We start from the raw sequence: 16737 nt of genomic DNA, 5'->3' as shown, positions 1-16737 counted from the left end.
TCTCCTATTAATCTAAATTTATGATCTATACCTCATCAACAATTATGAAACATTCTTCCATTCTACTTTTTTCATTTCTCTTTATCTCTTTCCACTTTTTTTCTTTCTTGAGCTATTTGGTCGTGTATTATTTGGAGCTACTTTTTTCTTTTATTATTTTTTTTCTTCTTTTTACGTTTTTTTTGTTTTCTTCTATTCATATATTGACCTAAGGCATACGTTATTATAAGTAATAGCAGAACACCTGCTACAGCTCCTAGGATATACCATTTTGTATAATCTTTTTTCAGCTCAACCGCTTGCTCGTTTAACTTCTTAGCTTCTTCTCCAGTTATTTCAAAATCTTTTGACCACTTCCATTTATGTGAAGCATTTGTAGCAGTCATGTGTAACGTGTATTTTCCTGCTTTAAACTCTTTGTTTTCCCAATAAATACTATAATCAAAATTTGAATTTGGAGCCATTCTCATTGAGTCTTTATTTGTTTCGAACAACGTTGCTTTTTTCCCTTTTTGGGTTACTCGAGCTTTTACATTTAGATCATGCATAATAACTGGTTCTGTATTTTGTAGATTGGCTTTTACTACGTTTCTATAATTTATTTGAGAGGCTGCGATCTTTCCTAATTTCATATCGGGATTCACATCTGTATCTGTCTCTTTTAAAAGCACACCGATAGCAAAAGCAAAGCGATTTTCAATCTGCACGCCCGCTTTCTTTTTATTTTCCTTGTTTTCATCTTCTTTTTCAGTAAAATGAAGCCCACCTAAAATAACACCATCAAACTTTTCTTTTGGCATAGTTACTTTAATTTTAACTTTTTTGCTGCTTTTTGGAGGAACGATTGTTTCTTTTTCCATCTCTGTAATTTCTGAAAATGGCGCTTTTAAGGTTGAATCTAATTTGGGCTTATTGATACTATAATCAACAATTCCATTATCGTTAGTGATTGCCGTATTGGCATAACCAACTACAGTAACTTCCTTATCAAATGGATTGTTTAACATCACTTCTAACTCTTGAACTTGTCCTGGTTTCATTAGTAGTTCAAAATACGATTTTGATTTATCTATTTGATTCTCTGGAAGAACAGCATTAACTGAAAAATTCATTGATCCATCATCGGCCAAAGCAGATAACGGCATACTTCCTAAAGTAATAATTGTGACTAATAGTGTTAATATACGTTTCATAATCTTCTCCTAATATGTTTTTGATATCTATGTGTTTTACGTTAAAAATCAGCTTATGTACGAATTAGATAGACGAGAAAGAATATACTCGCTCGCCTATCAAATAATTCATCGAATAATGGAAATTAGTTAACCGCTGGTGCAGCTGAGATTGTCCAAGTAATTGTTGAACTGTATGCTTTCGCATATTTTTTTGATTTAGCTGCTACTGCTAAAGTAACGTTTGGGTTTACATCGGTTGCTTCAGTTCCTGCTTCACTACCAAATGAAGTTACCCAAGAACCCATTCCTTTATCTTTTGCTGCTGTCATAACGTTAGATGGCGTATTAGAGATCTCTACAGATTGTGGGATTGCTGGAATTAAAGTTAAATCTGCATCTTTGTTTCCTTTAACTACGCCATTAGTAAGTGTTAAAGTAGCACCTAGAATTTCATCACCTTCATCAGGTGTTTTGAAATCTGTACGTGAAGCTGTTACGCTCCATCCTTCGTTTGTTCCTCTATTATCTGTTACTTGCACATAGTGAGGTACATATTTTTTATCCGTTGTTTGTACGCCATCAACTACTTTAAACGTTGAAACCATTAATGGGTGATATGATTTATCTCCACCAGATATTTTTTGTTCTCCGAAAGAAAAATTCGGAACAAAATCAAATCTTAATGGGCCTGTTGTTGAGCTTCCTTCTCCAGGTCCAGGTACAATACCGCCACCTTCAGGATCGGTCGGATCCGTACTACTACCGTCACCTAAATCGTCCGCTTTAAATGATACCGTCGCGTTTGTGTCTGTTGTTGGATCTGCAGCAAAAGCTTGAGTAGCTCCAAGTACCGCTGTACTTACTAATAATGCTGCTGTCGTTAACGTAATTTTTTTCATGTTTTTTCCCCTATTTCATAGTTTTCTATTGTGTATGTTTTTTTGTGTTTATTTTGTAAATTTATGCTGGGCTATCAACTAACGTCCAAGTTAATTGCGTTGAGTATGCTCCTGCTACTTTTGCTAAATCTCCAGGAACACTTAGAGAAATACTTGTTTTTCCTTCTTCAACGTTGCCACCTAATGTGTAGAACCATGTTCCCATTCCTTCGTTTTGGCTGGCTGTTACTACATCGTGGTTTACTGGTGTATCTGCATCACCATCAAATTTGACAGGTTTAATTGATGAAGGAATTTTAGTTGATAATGAAGCAGATTTCATTGTTGGATTCAAAAATGATAATGTTGCTCCAGTAAGTTTTGTAATTTTGCCGTCTTTTTCATCTTTGTGTTCAAATTGTTTGTCTTGTTTTACTTGTAATTTCCAACCAGCATTTGATCCGCGGTTATCTGTCACTTGGACAAAGTTTGCTTTCTCTACTGTTTGTTCTTTACCAACATATTTTACTGTATCTAGTTTTGCAAAATATGTTTCATTATTCCCTGAAAGCTTTTGGTTTTCAAATTTGATTTTTGAAATATAATCAATTGTTAATGGACCAACCATGCCAGTTCCGCCATCGATTTCTTCACCAGTACCTGGGTCTGTTGGTTTATTTGGATCCGTTTCATTTTGGAAAAATGAAATCTCTGCTTGTTGTTTTTGTGGGTCAGCAATTGTTGGCGGCGCTGTATTTTCTAATGGCTCCTCAGCAAATGTTGTTGTTGCTCCTAACATTAGACCTGCAAATGTTGTCAGACCTAAAGCAAACAGTCTTGTGTGTGTGTTGTTCATTTTGTTTCCCCCTATGATTTTGTTTATATTGGTGAATCCACTAACTCCCAAGTTAAAGAAGTTGTGTATTTCCCTCTCTTTTTGTCAGTATCCCCTGGTACTTTAATTTGAATACTTTTTTTGCTCTCCGACAGATTACTTCCAAACATGATAATCCATGTACCTTTCCCTGTTTTTTCATCCGACTTTGACACTTCTATCGGTTGACTTGCAACAGGATCAAGTAGAATATCTTTAGTATAAATTGGTTTTTTGTTGTCATTTGGAGAGATGAGCGTAACATTTTTTAACATCATTTCGGCACCTACTAATATATGGTCACCGTTTCTTAGTTGTCCATTTTGCTTAACTGTTAATTTCCAACCATTATCTTTTCCCCGATTATCGGTTATTTGAATATAGTTAGGAACTTCGTCTACAGTATCGTCACTTTTTTTTCTGACTTTTGTTAGCTGTGCATAGTAGACATCGTCTTCTTCTGAAGCTTCTTGCTCTCCAAAAACTACATTAGGAGCAAAATCAACACTTAAAGGTCCCTCTGTCCCTGGTTTAATAGGAAGATCTGAAATAACTTCCACATGTTCATTTGGATCTTTTGGGTTTAGAGGTGGTGTTGGATCTTTATTTTCAGTAAAAAAAACTTCTACCTCTGATGGAACCCCAGTATTTGCTTCTGCAATAGTCATTGTTTGAGTAATGATCAAGCTCCCTACTACTAAAATGATACTGTAAAAAAGCTTGTTTATAGTTTTAATCATGCTTTCTTCCCCCGTATTATGGTCCATTTTCAAGTGTCCATAGTATTTGAGCGGAATAAACTATATCTGATCGAACACTTCCTGGTATTACTTTAAGAACCAATTCTTTTTACGTTTCTTTTTAAGAAATCTAATTGTAGTAATCGATTACTACCTAATTTACTATCATGCCACTCGCTTTTTGCCCAGTCATTCTCTATAACGTTTCTAATCGTCTAGTCAAAGTCTGGATGCAATGCTTTAAAAACAGCTCCATCTTAACGAATAAACGAAATGGCCGTCCAGCTCTTAACGTTCCATTAGCTGGTGTCAAAGTAGGTATTCTATCACCAGCATCAGCTCGAATCTTGATTGTTTCAGTAAATACGTATGAACTGAATGAAGTTATCATTACTATTAAAACAGAATTAACTACTGGGTATTTCATTTTTCTTATGTCATTCACCTCCCGAAACCATAAAATAATCTATCTTTTTTTAGATATATGACGAAATCTAAAAATTAATAACGTTATACTAACTAGTGCTACAATCAAACCTATAATTACGAAGAGTGTATTAACCACAGATCCTGTTTTAGGAAAAAAACCGCTAGCTGTATTTGGATAACTCTTCTCTTCATTCTTTTTGTTTGTTTCATTTGTTTTACTAGTTGTGTTGCTGGTTTTACTTTTTCCTTTGACATCCTCTTTAAATTGTAAGGCTATTTCTGAATCATAATTCACAGCTTCAGTACGCTCGCCCCAAAAAAGAGCACCACACAAGATTACAAGTAGAATAGAAACAACTTTTTTTTTCATAGTACTCCTTTCTCCCGTCCCTTTATAATGAAAAATAAATAAAAAATAAATTTAATATCGAATGCTTCTTTTTTTAATCACTATTTAATAATAAAATATAAAACGAATAAAACAAAATCCAAAACTGACCACTTTTCAACTCTATTTTGGATAAAAATATAAAAATTATATTCGTTAGGCTCTATAATTTAGTTTTAGCAAATTAGATTAAAGATCCTTTACAGGTGCTCCATCACGGCCCATTTTCAATCGTCCATAGTATTTTAGTAGAGTACTCTACATTGGAGCGGACACTTCCTGGCTGAACTTTAAGAATTAATTCTTGCTGTTTCTCTTTTGAAAAATCTAACTGTACCAATCGATCTTGAGCATTTTTTGACTCATAAATAAGTGTTGAACCTAACTCATTTATGGACGTATCCTTACAATTATTGTTTATATCATATGACCTATAAGCTAATGTCATCCCCGATTCAATCCCTGTTTCTGTGGTAAATGGTTGATTCGTTCGAGCTAATAATCGCCATTTCTCCGTTTTAAAACGTTGATCATTAATTACCAATCTTATGACATCTTGAGCCTCAATTTCTTGTTTTTCAGCAATTATAGAGTGCTCCCCAAAATGAACAGCTTGAGGTGTTTCTTGAAATACAATACTCCCTTCTAGAAGAGTAAGATTAATTTTTTTGGAAAGATTACCAATTTTAGCCGTAATTTCATAATTCCCCGGCTGTTTAGTAAGTGTTCCATAGTCAATGATAATATCGTCATTCACTAATTTCCCATTCTTTAAGTCCCATGCATTGATTGGTGCATGCTCAAAAATGAACTCTCGCTGTTTTTCTTTCGTATCAGGAAGATCAATTGCCAATGCTGTTAAATCAGATGCCTGTAGTAAGTATGTGTCATCTATCAAGGTTTCTGGATTTTTTACAACGATAGGGACTTTTACAACCGTGAAATTCCTTGCTTTATCTGTTATAGTTACTTCTGCTTCTTTATATCCAACCTGTTTGATATCTGGTTCTTTTGTCAATTTAATTGTTAAATTATCCGAACCGCTTCCTGCATTATCATAAATATTCTTTACTAGCTGCTCTACTAGAGGGAAAGCAGCTCCTACATCTATTATCTGTTGAACTGGATCAGCTTTAGGCGGTGTGGTATCAGCTACTTCTTGGGACTCAGAAGATACACTAACATTCCCTGCTGTATCTGTTGCTGTGACAAAATATTTCTTATAAGGAATAAGGGGCTGCTTTAGTGAAGGAATGCTAATGTTAAACTGACCATTCCCGCTAACTGTTCCTTTTAGAAATTCACTGTTTGTTTCAGCATCATACATTTTAATGGTTGTACCCGCCTCCGCACTCCCTGTAATACTTTGATTGGTATCTTTAATAGCATTTAAAATCGGTTTATCTGGCGGTGTTGTATCTTTAACTATTTTATTTTGAGATGTGCTCTTTCCATTGAGCATGCCGTAAATATTAATTGTTGTTCCTTTTTTAAAGAATTCTCCTTTTGGCAATGAGTAACTAAAATTCCCTCTAGCATCTGCTCGAAGATGATATTTTTTTGAATCCCCGTCTATTCCTGTAGTTAATTGTCCATTCCCTATAGACGATGTTCCAGAAAAGCTAAGAAACGCTTTTGGATAAGTTTTCCCTGTAATTGTATGAGACTCAGTACCTGCCGGATTATCTCCTAATTCAGACACCGTTAAAGTCATTGCAATTTTATTTAACAAACTTTGTGCTTTATCAACTTCAGCCATTAACGTTTTTAAAGTATCACCAGTTGTAAACCCCTCGACAATTTTCTTCACATCAGTTATCTTTGCTTGTGTCACCGATGATTTTAATTCCGTATGTGTATAGTCAGTAAACAGGTCATCGACATAAGGTTTGATTTGATCCATCGTTACAACCCCTAAATCATACAATCTAAGGTTTTGAAATAAGGTCTCATACTTGTTGTAAAGATTCACAGTCTCTTCATATAGATTAAAATCAACATAGTTATACTTATTATCCTTATCCGCTTTAAAAATTGTGTCCACATGGGTGTATTCGGTCGTTGGCGGAAGGACGTCTGGTGTCCCAATCGGTACTCCAACCTTCTGAATACCCACTTGATGTTTTTTATTTGTATTAAGAAGCCCTCCTGGGTAAACATCTACCACCACTCTATAATAATGATCTTTTATTTGTTCAAAATAGCCCTTAACTTTCATCTTGCTAGGCTTTATCTTGCCAGGCTGATGAGAGTTGACTATTTGAAAATTTAGTTCACTTCTAGTTATATCATACCAGTTACTAGTAAGATTAAAGTCATTACCATATCTATAATCAAACTGCTGTACGCCATTAGCATTATCTTGGTACATAAAGAACGACCAAGATTTAAAAGGAATAGGAGTTCCTTCCAGAATGTTCAGATCAATAGATCGTCCATTTTTTTCACGCGCCTTATCCCCAACAACATCCGCTTGAATTTTATTTCCATCCAAAAAATGAAATAAAAACAAGAAACTAACTAAACCTGTTACCGTAATAATAATAATGAAATAAAATTTTATTTTTTTTATACTCATCCTGTCCCTCCAAAAACGAATTACTATTGGTTTTCAACAGTTCCAATAATATATTTTCACTATTACTTTTACTGTTATACAAGTTGTTTAGCAGTAAAGATCACTTATTCAACCAAATTCATTTCTTTTTTCTATCTTTTATTCATAATAAAGTATGAAATGAATAAAATAAAATCCAAATCTGACCACTTTTTAAATCTATTTTGGATAATAAGACAAATATTACATTCTTTCGGGATATATATTTTACTTTAAAAAATTTAATTACAAATAGTTTACGGAAAAAAACGCTTAATTATGGGCCATTTTCTATTGTCCATAGTACTTTAGCGGAGTACTCTATATTCGAGCGGACACTTCCTGGCTGAACCTTAAGAATTAATTCTTGCTGCCTCTCTTTTGTAAAATCTAGCTGAATCAATCGATCTTGATTATTTTTCGACTCATAAATAAGTGCGGTGTCCAACTCATTTATAGACGTATCCGTATAATGATTGTTTGTATCATACGTCCTATACGCTAATGTCATCCCTGATTCAATCCCTGTAGCTGTTGTAAATGGTTGATTCGTCCGAGCTAATAATCGCCATCTTTCTCTTTGAAAACGTTGATCATTGATTACCAATCTTATCGCATTTTTTGCTTCAATTTCTTGGTTTTTAGCTATTATAGATTGCTCCCCAAAATAAATATCTCTAGGGGACTCTTGGAAGAAAATACTCCCTTCCAGAAGAGTAAGATTGATTTTTTTTGAAAGATTACCGATTGTAACGGTAATTTCGTAACTTCCTGGCTGTTTTGTAAACGTTCCATAGTCAAAGATGATATCATCATTCACTAATTTTCCAGTTCTCAAGTCCCATGCATTGATTGGCGCACGCTCCAACATAAATTCTCGTTGTTTTTCTTTCGTATCAGGAAGATCAATTGCCAGTGCCGTTAAATCAGATGCCTGTAGTAAGTATCTATCATCTATCAAAGTTTCTGGATTTTTTACAACTATAGGGACTTTTACAACCGTGAAATTCCCAGCTTTATCCGTTAGAGTCACTTCTGCTTCTTTATATCCAACTTGTCTGGTATCAGGTTCTTTTGTCAATTTAATTGTTAAATTATCCGAACCACTTCCTGCATTATCATAAATATTCTTTATTAGTTGTTCCATTGGAGGCAATTTAGTTCCCACATCTATTATCTGTTGAACTGGATCAGCTTTAGGTGGTGTGGTATCAGCTACTTCTTGAGAGTCTGAAGACACACTAACATTTCCCGCTGCATCTGTTGTTGTGACAAAATATTTTTTATAAGGAACAAGGGGCTGCTTTGTTGAGGGAATGCTAATGTTAAACTGCCCTTGTGCCCCAACTGTTCCCGTGAGAAATTCATTGTTTGTTTCAACATCATACATTTTAATTGTTGTACCCGCTTCTGCACTACCTGTAATACTTTGACTGGTATCTTTAATAGCATTTAAAATCGGTTTTTCTGGCGGCGTTGTATCTTTAACTATTTTATTTTGAGAAATACTCTTTCCATTAAGCATACCGTAAATATTGATCGTTGCTCCTGCTTTAAAGAATTCTCCTTCTGGCAATGAATAGCTAAAATTCCCCGCTGCATCTGCTCGAAGATGGTATTGGATTGAATCCCCATCTATCCCAGTAGTTAATTGCCCATTTTCTATTGAAGGGGTTCCAGAAAAACGGAGAAACGCCTTTGGATAAGTTTTTCCTGTAATTGTATGAGAATTACTCTCCAAAGGATTATCCACTAAATCAGATACAGTTAAGGTCATCCGAATTTTATTTAATAAATTTTGTGCTTTAGTCACTTCGGCCTTTAAAGCAGTCGAAGTAGCTCCTGCAGTAAAGGACTCTACCATTCTTTTCGCTTCATCTATCTTTGCTTGCGTTACAGAAGTTTTTAGCTCTGTATGTGTAGAGTCAGTAAATAAGTCAGTAACGTAAGTGTTGACTTGATCACTCGTTACAGGTCCTAAATCATACAATTTAATATTTTTAATTAAGGTCTGATACTTATACGTCAAATTAATAGATGGTTCTGCTATATTGATTACAATAGGACCAGCAAAATTTTCGTATTCTCCTTTAAAAATAAAGTCGACATGTGCATATTCAGTTGTTAGCACCTCTGGCGAACCATTTCTTGCAATTTGGACTTTAGGTTTTATACTCGCACCATTAATCCCTCCTGGGTAAACATCCATCACCACTCTATAATAATTTGTACTTTTTTCATTGAATCGTGCAAAAGCAGAAATTGAGGTAGGGGTCGTGCTACCAGGGATATGGGAATGAATTATAGATATCTCTGAATCATTTTTTGTCGTCTCAAACCATGACGTCTTAGTATTAAACTTATCACCCCTACCTACGTAAAAGAGGTCTTGCCCAGTCTGTGTTATGTTATAAAAACTCCATGTGGTGAATGAAACAAGTGGTCCCTCTAAACTGATTCCCGATTTCTCAGATTTTACATTTTTTTGTTCAGCATTAGTGTCTACGATATCCGCTTGAATTTTATTTCCATTCCTCAAAAAGATAACAGCTATACTTACCATGATAATAATAATAAAATAATAGTATTTGACTTTTATTCTCCCCATATTCATTTCAACTCCATAAATTGTTCAAATCAATCTTTTATATTTCGAATATATTTTAAATATATATTTTTCCAACTCTAGTTTTTTCAATAAATAAAAATCACTTAATTTAACCAAATTTATTTCTTTTTTTCATCACTTACTCATGATAAATTACAAAATAAATAAATGGAAATCCAAAACTGACCATTTTTCTATTCTGTTTTAGATAAAATAACAAATATACATACGATAAAAACTTCTTTAGAAGATATTAATAGACACTATTAATAACAAAAAAAAATGAAATATTGCTATTTCAATCGCTCGTGTCGTTGACTTTGTGTCCTATATAATCTATAATTCCACGGAAATCGATTGCAAAGGACGACTAGAATGGAATTTTTTTTAACAGACAAAAATAAAAAGAAATTAGAACTTTTCAAAGAATTAGTTTTCAAGGAAGGAGAAGCGGTCTCCTTTACTTATTTACAAGATTTTTTAGACATTTCGTTAAGTACATTAAAACGTTATTTCAATGAATTAGAAGGAGATATTAAAAAAAATGAAGAATTAAAAAATATCTATTTTAAAAAAAACACTGGAAGTTATCAATTAGTTAATCATTCTAATTTTGATATAGATTATTTATTTATTCATTTACGAATTTACTACTTAAAAGATTCACTGCAATTTAAAATTATCTCTGAAATACTTGATAAAAATTACGCTACAGCAGACGAATTAGCTGACAAATTGTTCGTAAGTGTCCCTTATCTTTACAAACAAATAACAACTTTAAATGACCAATTAAGTCAATTTCACTTAAAAATAGTCTTCCACTCAAAAGAAAATTTATGTGGTGACGAAAAACACTTAAGAATGTTTTTCTTTTATTTTTATTGGAATACTTCAAGAGGTATCGCATTTCCTATCGAACTAAAATTATCTAATTTTTTATCAAATTCTATTATGACTCAAGAATTAGAAATGAAATACAGCCCCTCCACTATCAAACGTCTGAAGTTAATTTTGGGAATAGCGACTCTGAGGCAATTTAAATTTCCAATTCATTTATCTGATAAAGAAAAAGAAGTACTAAAGCCCTTCAAATTATCAGGTGGTTTATTTGGTATAGGAGAAAAGCATCTCCGTTCAGAGGATGAACAATTATTTTTTGAATTGATGGTTCGAAGTTTTATTTCGGATATTGACACTTCAGAGGAAAAATTGCTTCTATACAAGTCTTTTTCACGAACAAACTCAATCGTTCACTCATGTGATTTATTGGTTTTGGAATATGAGAAACATTTCTTTGCACGTAACCCTATTAACCAAAATGCAAGGGTAAATATTTTTTATCATTTACTTATTACCTTGCTTCATTGCTCGATGTTTTCAATAAATCCATTACTTTACCTTCATTCAGAATTGCCTTATGATCCAAATGAATTTGATTCAATGAAAGAGCACACACCCGACCTTTCAAATGTTAGTCATTTTTATAAAGATTTTAGTATACAAAATCCCGAATTCGATTTAGCTCCTTCTTTTAATTTAGGAATATGCATGCTACTAACTATTTTGACGGATATGTTTGTCGTTCCAACTATGACAATATACATCGAATATAGCGGGAACAATCTTGGTTCCAATTTTATAAAAAATAGACTTCTAATGTTGTTCAATCCTCAAACGATTCGATTTACAACGAATATAATGGATGCTCAGATTGTCATAACAGATTATTTTGAAGTTCATGGTTTTAGGGATAATCAAAAATTCTTTTTTATGGATAGCTTTTTAGATAAACGAACTTGGTATGACTTGACTTTATTTATTCATAGTACTCTTTTTTCGAATGATTAAATTGTTTCAGTTGATTGATCTAAACATAGAAAAATAGAAGACTGTTAGAATTAACTTTACATGTTAATTCTAACAGTCTTCTATTTTTGTTCTAGTTACTCTTCATTAGCTCTGTTACATACTCTACTGTTTCAGGCTGTTCCTTTTCAATTTTACTAATAGCTTGTGAAAAATTAGGCAAATGATCTTTGTGGGCAATCAATAATTCATCCAGTAATGTCTTGGTCATTGAACCTCCTGGAACTAATGGATTGATCGTAAATGCATGTAGCGCCGCTCCGTAATCTCCATCAATCGCTGCACGAATCACAGTTTCCTCCATGCCTTTCATCACTTGGATAATACCGCGTGCAGCAGGTGGAAATGCACCCCAGTTATACGGTTCGTGACCGTGAGCTGTAACAGGACCAGAAACTTCAACTACACAATCGTATGGTAAATCTGTAATCGTTCCATTATTTTCTGTAGAAACAACCATGTCTGTGCGTTTATCATTATAAATTGATGCAATCAATTCACAAGCCGCATCACTATAATGCGTTCCCCCACGTTGTTCTAGTTCTTTTGGCTTATAATCTAGATTAGGATCTTTGTATAATTCAAACAAACGAGCTTCCGTTTCTTTAACTACTTGCGCTCTTGTTTCTCCTTTTTCAAATTCCTCAATCGAATGTTTTAGCATTTCATCTTCGATATAATAATACCGATGATAGCCACATGGCAGCATACCTAAATCTTTGATTTGTTCATAGTGGAATGGTGCATTGTGAATGTTTTTCAAGTGGCTTTCAGAATCTTCTTGCGGTCCATAAATCAACTCAATAAGTTCTTGTGTCCGTTCATTTCCTTCTTTATCCCATACACGATGCCAATGGAAATGATTGATTCCTGCAAATTTGAAGAATAAATCCTCTTCTGGGATACCTAATTTTTCAGCCGCTTGTTTTCTGTGACCAATCGGTACATTACATAACCCAGCAGTTTTTTTCCAACCGCCATGTTTGATTGCAGCTTCTGTGACCATCCCAGCTGGATTCGTAAAGTTTACTAACCAAGCATTCGGACATAACTCTTTCATGTCTTCAATAATTCCCAGAATTACAGGAATCGTCCGGAAAGCTTTAAACATACCACCGGCTCCATTTGTTTCTTGTCCCAAGACTCCATGAGATAAAGGAATTCGTTCGTCTTTGATTCTAGCATCTAATAGCCCAACTCGAAACTGCGTAGATACAAAATCAGCGTCTTTTAATGCCGCACGACGATCTAGTGTTAAATGAACTTCCCAATCTAGACCTGCAGCTTTCACCATCCGTTTGGCCATAGCACCAACGGTTTCTAACTTTTCTTTTCCTTCTTCAATATCTACGAGCCAAATTTCTTTAATTGGCAACTCATCTTTTCTTTTAATGTATCCTTCAATCAGTTCTGGTGTGTAGCTTGATCCTCCACCAATTGTTGCAATTTTTAATGCTCCTCTTGTCATATGATTCCCTCCTGATTTTTTGTTCAGAGTACGTTCTGACATCGTTTACATTTTTATGATACTATGTGGGAATGTTCCCATGTCAAGCGCTTTTTTCAATTCTTTTATGCTATACTTAATAAGTAACAAACGTTGTTCAGCTTTTGAACAACAGAGATTATTAATAAGCGAGGCGTTCTTATGACAACAATCATCGATGTAGCAAAACAAGCTCAAGTGTCAAAATCCACTGTTTCTAGAGTCATTTCAGGAAATGGTTATGTTAGTCAAGAAAGTCGAAAAAAAGTACTCGATGCAATGGAAGCGCTGGCATATTCTCCAAATTTGATTGCACGTAATCTTCAAAGTGGAGAAACAAAGACAATTGGTTTTCTTGCACACGGATTTTTTGATCCGTTAGGTGTTTTTCTGCAAAGTTTCATTTCGATTGCTAAAACATACAACTATTATGTCACATTATATTTTACAGATGGTGATAAGAAAAAAGAGATTGATGCATTAAACCAGATGAAATATAAACAATTAGACGGTATTTTTATTCTAACTCGAGCGAATAAATGGGAAGTTATCGAACCTTATAGTATTTACGGACCTATTGCTACTTGGCATCGTATTGATTCCGATCGAATTTATTCTTCTTATGTTGATCATTATTCTGGTTACTTACGTTCATTGAATTATCTTTTCCAGCGTGGCTATCGGTCTATTGGTCACGTTCTAGGAAATTCTGAAAATCTAAATACGAAAGCCAGATTACGAGCAATCGATGATTTTCACAAGGATAAGCAGATTCCAATAAAGAAAGAATGGATCTTTCATGACAACAACAGAATTGACAATGGTCGAAATATTGCGCAAACATGGCACGAAATGGCAAACAAGACTGACGCAATGGCTTTTTACACAGATTCCGTTGCAGCTGGCTTTATTTCTGAGCTCCAAACCTTGGGCTACACCATCCCCGACGATGTCGCTGTAATTGGATTTGATAATAGTGAAATTAGTCGCTTGATGCATATCACAACTGTTGATTATTCCATTAAACATCAAGCGGAAAATTCTTTTATCTATATTCATAATCAATTAAATGATCAGACGATTTCAGAGCGTGAAATCAGCGTAAAACTTATCGAAAGAACGACGATTCCTTTAAAACAATAAACATAGGATTAGGTCTAGGACATAACGATTCGAGTTATCCCTTGACCTAATCCTATATATTTTGGCTGATTATTCGGGGGCAAAATATATGCAGCAGAGCAGATTAAATTGTTTCCCCGTCAACTTTTTTTATTTTTCCCGCTCATTTCTTAAAATCGAAATGGACTGCTTCAATGATTTCCAGACGCCGCCTTCACTATAAACCAATACGTTTGATTTATATAGTTTTGCTGAAAACATCGTTAACAACAAGCCGAAAACAACAAGAATTACTACAGAGGTAACCGCACCAGCAACCGTAACTGTCTCACTTGCCAAACGAATCGGCATAATAAACGATGAAATCAGTGGAATATAAGAGGTTACTTTAATCACGATATTTTGAGGATCAGTTATTCCCAATGAAATACCGATAAAATATCCAATCATCGCAAGATAAATAATTGGTTGAACTGCTTTAGCTGTATCTTCGGGTTTTGACACTAAAGATCCGCACAAAGCAGCAAGTACTGAGTAAACTAATATTCCTAACATAAAGAATATCAGTGTAAAAATTAAAAAGTTTCCAAATATATTCGCTGTTGTTAATCCTGATAGGATATTTTTGACCATATCTAAATTCTTTAATTGATTAATACCGACTCCTATTGTAACCGCATAAATAGCAATTTGAGTAAGGGCTACTAAAATAACACCCGTTAATTTTCCATAAAAATGAGTTTGGGCTTTGGTACTTGATAAAATGACTTCCATGATTCGAGTGCCTTTTTCAGAAGCAATCTCTTGAGCAATAATAGAGGCATATGTCACAATAAACATCCACAAAATAATAGTAATCACGAAGGATAATGCCGACTGAATAGCTGTATTGTCTTGACCCGTCTTCATTTTTCCATTTTCATCAAAGCTGACTTTGGTCTTCTCAAAACTGGCCGGTTGGCTTAAGCTTTCTACTTGTTTTTCCGTCAAATTCAATTTGCTTGCATTTAATGATGATTGCACGCCATCAATTAGTTGATTTATCATTAATTCTGTTTTTGTTCCTAATGAAGATTCTGCATATAGATTCCCTTGAATCTGTTCTGTTTTCGTATTTATGACAAGAAAGGCTTCAATGTCTTTATCTTTTAATTGTTTTTCCGCCTCTTTTTGATTTTTTATTACTTTAAACGTATAATCTTCCGTTTTTGATTTCTCAAGTTGTGTGGCTAATGCTTGATTATCAGACACAAGACCAACTTTAGTTTCTTCAGAAAATCCACCTGCTAATGAACCTGCTAGATAAATAACGCCTATAAGTAAAACAGGAACTAACATCATAATGATAAAAGAAATAGATTTGATATTCTTTTTATAGACATCACTTGCTATAATCCAAAATTTACTCATTTGGTTCACCTGCTTTCATCTTGAATATTTCTTCTAACGTTGGTGGTTGTTGATTAAACATCGGAATATAGCCAAATTGTGTGGCTTTAGTAAATATTTCTTCTCCAGCTTTTGGATCATCAAGTGTGATTTCAACAACGCCATCTGTACGCTTGATTGCTGATTTTACACCATCAATTGGTAAGACATCATTTGGAGTTAAGGACGATTCTAAAAAGACTTTAGTTCGTCCAAAGCTTTCACGTATTTCATGAACTTTGCCATTTAATACCATTTTACCACTTCGTAACATCACTAAATGATCACAAATTTTTTCAACATTATCCATATTGTGACTAGAGAAAATAACGCATGAGCCTTTTTCTTTTAAGGCAATAATTCCATCTTTTAAAAGTTCGGCATTCACAGGGTCTAAGCCGCTAAATGGTTCATCTAGAATGACCAATTTAGGCTCATGAATCAGTGTTGCTATTAATTGGACTTTCTGCTGATTTCCTTTAGAAAGTGACTTTACCTTGTCCGTCTTCTTGCCTTTGACTTTGAATTTTTCCATCCATTCATCAATTTTAGGCTCAATTTCTTTTTTCGTTTTGCCTCTTAATTCAGCAAAATAAATAAGCTGATCTTGAATTGATACTTTTGGATATAACCCTCGTTCTTCTGGTAAGTAGCCAATATCATTGTAATCTTTCCCACTTAACTGATGACCATTCCACAATACAGTTCCACTATCTTGTGTTAAAAAATCCAAAATTAACCGGAACGTTGTCGTTTTACCAGCTCCGTTTTGTCCAATCAATCCAAGAATTTTTCCATCTGGAATTTCAAAAGATATATTATCCACTGCTGTATAGTCCCCAAACGTTTTAACCAAATTCTTTACTTCTAACATTTCCCATCCTCCTAGTTAAAAATCTAAATTTCCGCTTTATTCTATCCTTTCTGTCAATTTAATCTTTACTTGTCCATCACTATTTTATCATATATTTGCAGCAAGTTTATTTTACTAAATATTCAGACAATTATCCTTATCTTACATTTCTATAGGATCAACTTAATGACCACTTAGTAGCTTACAACGAACGTTAGTTAAATTCAATAACGAACGTTCTTTTAAATTATAATACTAGAGTATCCTTACAGACTTTCTATGTCAAACATTTTT

The 16737-nt window shown here is 34.0% G+C and carries 13 protein-coding genes; 2 read left to right on the top strand and 11 right to left on the bottom strand.

The features are described from left to right. Positions 1 to 137: 137 nt before the first annotated feature. The 8 genes from A5880_RS15690 to A5880_RS15655 all read right to left on the bottom strand — a co-directional run bounded on the left by A5880_RS15690 (position 138) and on the right by A5880_RS15655 (position 9688). The gene (locus A5880_RS15690) at positions 138 to 1193 is read right to left on the bottom strand and encodes a WxLIP family cell surface protein (protein ID WP_336577238.1); all 1056 of its coding nucleotides are present in this window, start codon (positions 1191 to 1193) and stop codon (positions 138 to 140) included. Positions 1194 to 1318: 125 nt separating this feature from the next. Continuing rightward, positions 1319 to 2074 (bottom strand): WxL domain-containing protein, encoded by a 756-nt coding sequence (locus tag A5880_RS15685; RefSeq protein WP_086329991.1) that lies wholly within the window; start codon positions 2072 to 2074, stop codon positions 1319 to 1321. A 61-nt stretch (positions 2075 to 2135) separates the two neighbouring features. Continuing rightward, positions 2136 to 2909, bottom strand: a complete 774-nt coding sequence (locus tag A5880_RS15680; RefSeq protein ID WP_086329990.1) for a WxL domain-containing protein — start codon at positions 2907 to 2909, stop codon at positions 2136 to 2138. A 23-nt stretch (positions 2910 to 2932) separates the two neighbouring features. Then, complete coding sequence (locus tag A5880_RS15675; RefSeq protein ID WP_086329989.1) at positions 2933 to 3667, bottom strand: WxL domain-containing protein; 735 nt, start codon at positions 3665 to 3667, stop codon at positions 2933 to 2935. A 196-nt stretch (positions 3668 to 3863) separates the two neighbouring features. Beyond that, positions 3864 to 4094 carry a hypothetical protein gene (locus A5880_RS15670; RefSeq protein ID WP_336577237.1) on the bottom strand — a complete coding sequence of 77 codons (231 nt, stop codon included), beginning with the start codon at positions 4092 to 4094 and terminating at the stop codon, positions 3864 to 3866. A 39-nt stretch (positions 4095 to 4133) separates the two neighbouring features. Continuing rightward, positions 4134 to 4466 carry an LPXTG cell wall anchor domain-containing protein gene (locus A5880_RS15665; RefSeq protein ID WP_336577236.1) on the bottom strand — a complete coding sequence of 111 codons (333 nt, stop codon included), beginning with the start codon at positions 4464 to 4466 and terminating at the stop codon, positions 4134 to 4136. Positions 4467 to 4698: 232 nt separating this feature from the next. Next, complete coding sequence (locus A5880_RS15660; protein ID WP_086329988.1) at positions 4699 to 7062, bottom strand: toxin Cry1Ac domain D-VI-related protein; 2364 nt, start codon at positions 7060 to 7062, stop codon at positions 4699 to 4701. 295 nt (positions 7063 to 7357) lie between these two features. Next, positions 7358 to 9688, bottom strand: coding sequence for a toxin Cry1Ac domain D-VI-related protein (locus A5880_RS15655; RefSeq protein WP_336577235.1), 2331 nt, complete (start codon positions 9686 to 9688; stop codon positions 7358 to 7360). A gap of 375 nt (positions 9689 to 10063) precedes the next feature. Here A5880_RS15655 and A5880_RS15650 point away from each other — a divergent pair, with 375 nt between their 5' ends. After that, positions 10064 to 11536: a helix-turn-helix domain-containing protein gene (locus A5880_RS15650; RefSeq protein ID WP_336577234.1), complete on the top strand. Its 1473-nt coding sequence runs from the start codon at positions 10064 to 10066 to the stop codon at positions 11534 to 11536. A 91-nt stretch (positions 11537 to 11627) separates the two neighbouring features. Here the strand turns inward: A5880_RS15650 and A5880_RS15645 are convergent, their stop codons facing one another. Beyond that, positions 11628 to 13022: a 6-phospho-beta-glucosidase gene (locus tag A5880_RS15645; RefSeq protein WP_086329986.1), complete on the bottom strand. Its 1395-nt coding sequence runs from the start codon at positions 13020 to 13022 to the stop codon at positions 11628 to 11630. 180 nt (positions 13023 to 13202) lie between these two features. Here A5880_RS15645 and A5880_RS15640 point away from each other — a divergent pair, with 180 nt between their 5' ends. Beyond that, positions 13203 to 14183, top strand: coding sequence for a LacI family DNA-binding transcriptional regulator (locus A5880_RS15640; protein ID WP_086329985.1), 981 nt, complete (start codon positions 13203 to 13205; stop codon positions 14181 to 14183). A 129-nt stretch (positions 14184 to 14312) separates the two neighbouring features. On the opposite strand, the gene A5880_RS15635 is transcribed toward A5880_RS15640, so the two are convergent. Together A5880_RS15635 and A5880_RS15630 are read right to left on the bottom strand one after the other, a co-directional pair. Further along, entirely contained in the window at positions 14313 to 15572 is a 1260-nt protein-coding gene (locus A5880_RS15635) for an ABC transporter permease (RefSeq protein ID WP_086329984.1), read from the bottom strand. Continuing rightward, the gene (locus A5880_RS15630) at positions 15565 to 16464 is read right to left on the bottom strand and encodes an ABC transporter ATP-binding protein (protein ID WP_086329983.1); all 900 of its coding nucleotides are present in this window, start codon (positions 16462 to 16464) and stop codon (positions 15565 to 15567) included. Before A5880_RS15630 ends, A5880_RS15635 begins: the two co-directional genes overlap by 8 nt. Positions 16465 to 16737 lie beyond the last annotated feature (273 nt).

This window comes from Enterococcus sp. 4G2_DIV0659 (assembly GCF_002140715.2).
In the GTDB taxonomy this organism is placed as follows: domain Bacteria; phylum Bacillota; class Bacilli; order Lactobacillales; family Enterococcaceae; genus Enterococcus_L; species Enterococcus_L mansonii.
The sequence above is the reverse complement of the archived record's forward strand: the minus strand, read 5'-3'. Positions and strand labels throughout refer to the sequence as shown.

Excerpts from the sequence above, each read along its gene's own strand:
- A5880_RS15665 (WP_336577236.1), bottom strand. The coding sequence starts at position 4,466 with ATGAAAAAAAAAGTTGTTTCTATTCTACTTGTAATCTTGTGTGGTGCT.
- A5880_RS15645 (WP_086329986.1), bottom strand. The coding sequence starts at position 13,022 with ATGACAAGAGGAGCATTAAAAATTGCAACAATTGGTGGAGGATCAAGC.
- A5880_RS15660 (WP_086329988.1), bottom strand. The coding sequence starts at position 7,062 with ATGAGTATAAAAAAAATAAAATTTTATTTCATTATTATTATTACGGTA.
- A5880_RS15685 (WP_086329991.1), bottom strand. The coding sequence starts at position 2,074 with ATGAAAAAAATTACGTTAACGACAGCAGCATTATTAGTAAGTACAGCG.
- A5880_RS15675 (WP_086329989.1), bottom strand. The coding sequence starts at position 3,667 with ATGATTAAAACTATAAACAAGCTTTTTTACAGTATCATTTTAGTAGTA.
- A5880_RS15650 (WP_336577234.1), top strand. The coding sequence starts at position 10,064 with ATGGAATTTTTTTTAACAGACAAAAATAAAAAGAAATTAGAACTTTTC.
- A5880_RS15670 (WP_336577237.1), bottom strand. The coding sequence starts at position 4,094 with ATGAAATACCCAGTAGTTAATTCTGTTTTAATAGTAATGATAACTTCA.
- A5880_RS15640 (WP_086329985.1), top strand. The coding sequence starts at position 13,203 with ATGACAACAATCATCGATGTAGCAAAACAAGCTCAAGTGTCAAAATCC.
- A5880_RS15630 (WP_086329983.1), bottom strand. The coding sequence starts at position 16,464 with ATGTTAGAAGTAAAGAATTTGGTTAAAACGTTTGGGGACTATACAGCA.
- A5880_RS15635 (WP_086329984.1), bottom strand. The coding sequence starts at position 15,572 with ATGAGTAAATTTTGGATTATAGCAAGTGATGTCTATAAAAAGAATATC.
- A5880_RS15680 (WP_086329990.1), bottom strand. The coding sequence starts at position 2,909 with ATGAACAACACACACACAAGACTGTTTGCTTTAGGTCTGACAACATTT.
- A5880_RS15655 (WP_336577235.1), bottom strand. The coding sequence starts at position 9,688 with ATGGGGAGAATAAAAGTCAAATACTATTATTTTATTATTATTATCATG.
- A5880_RS15690 (WP_336577238.1), bottom strand. The coding sequence starts at position 1,193 with ATGAAACGTATATTAACACTATTAGTCACAATTATTACTTTAGGAAGT.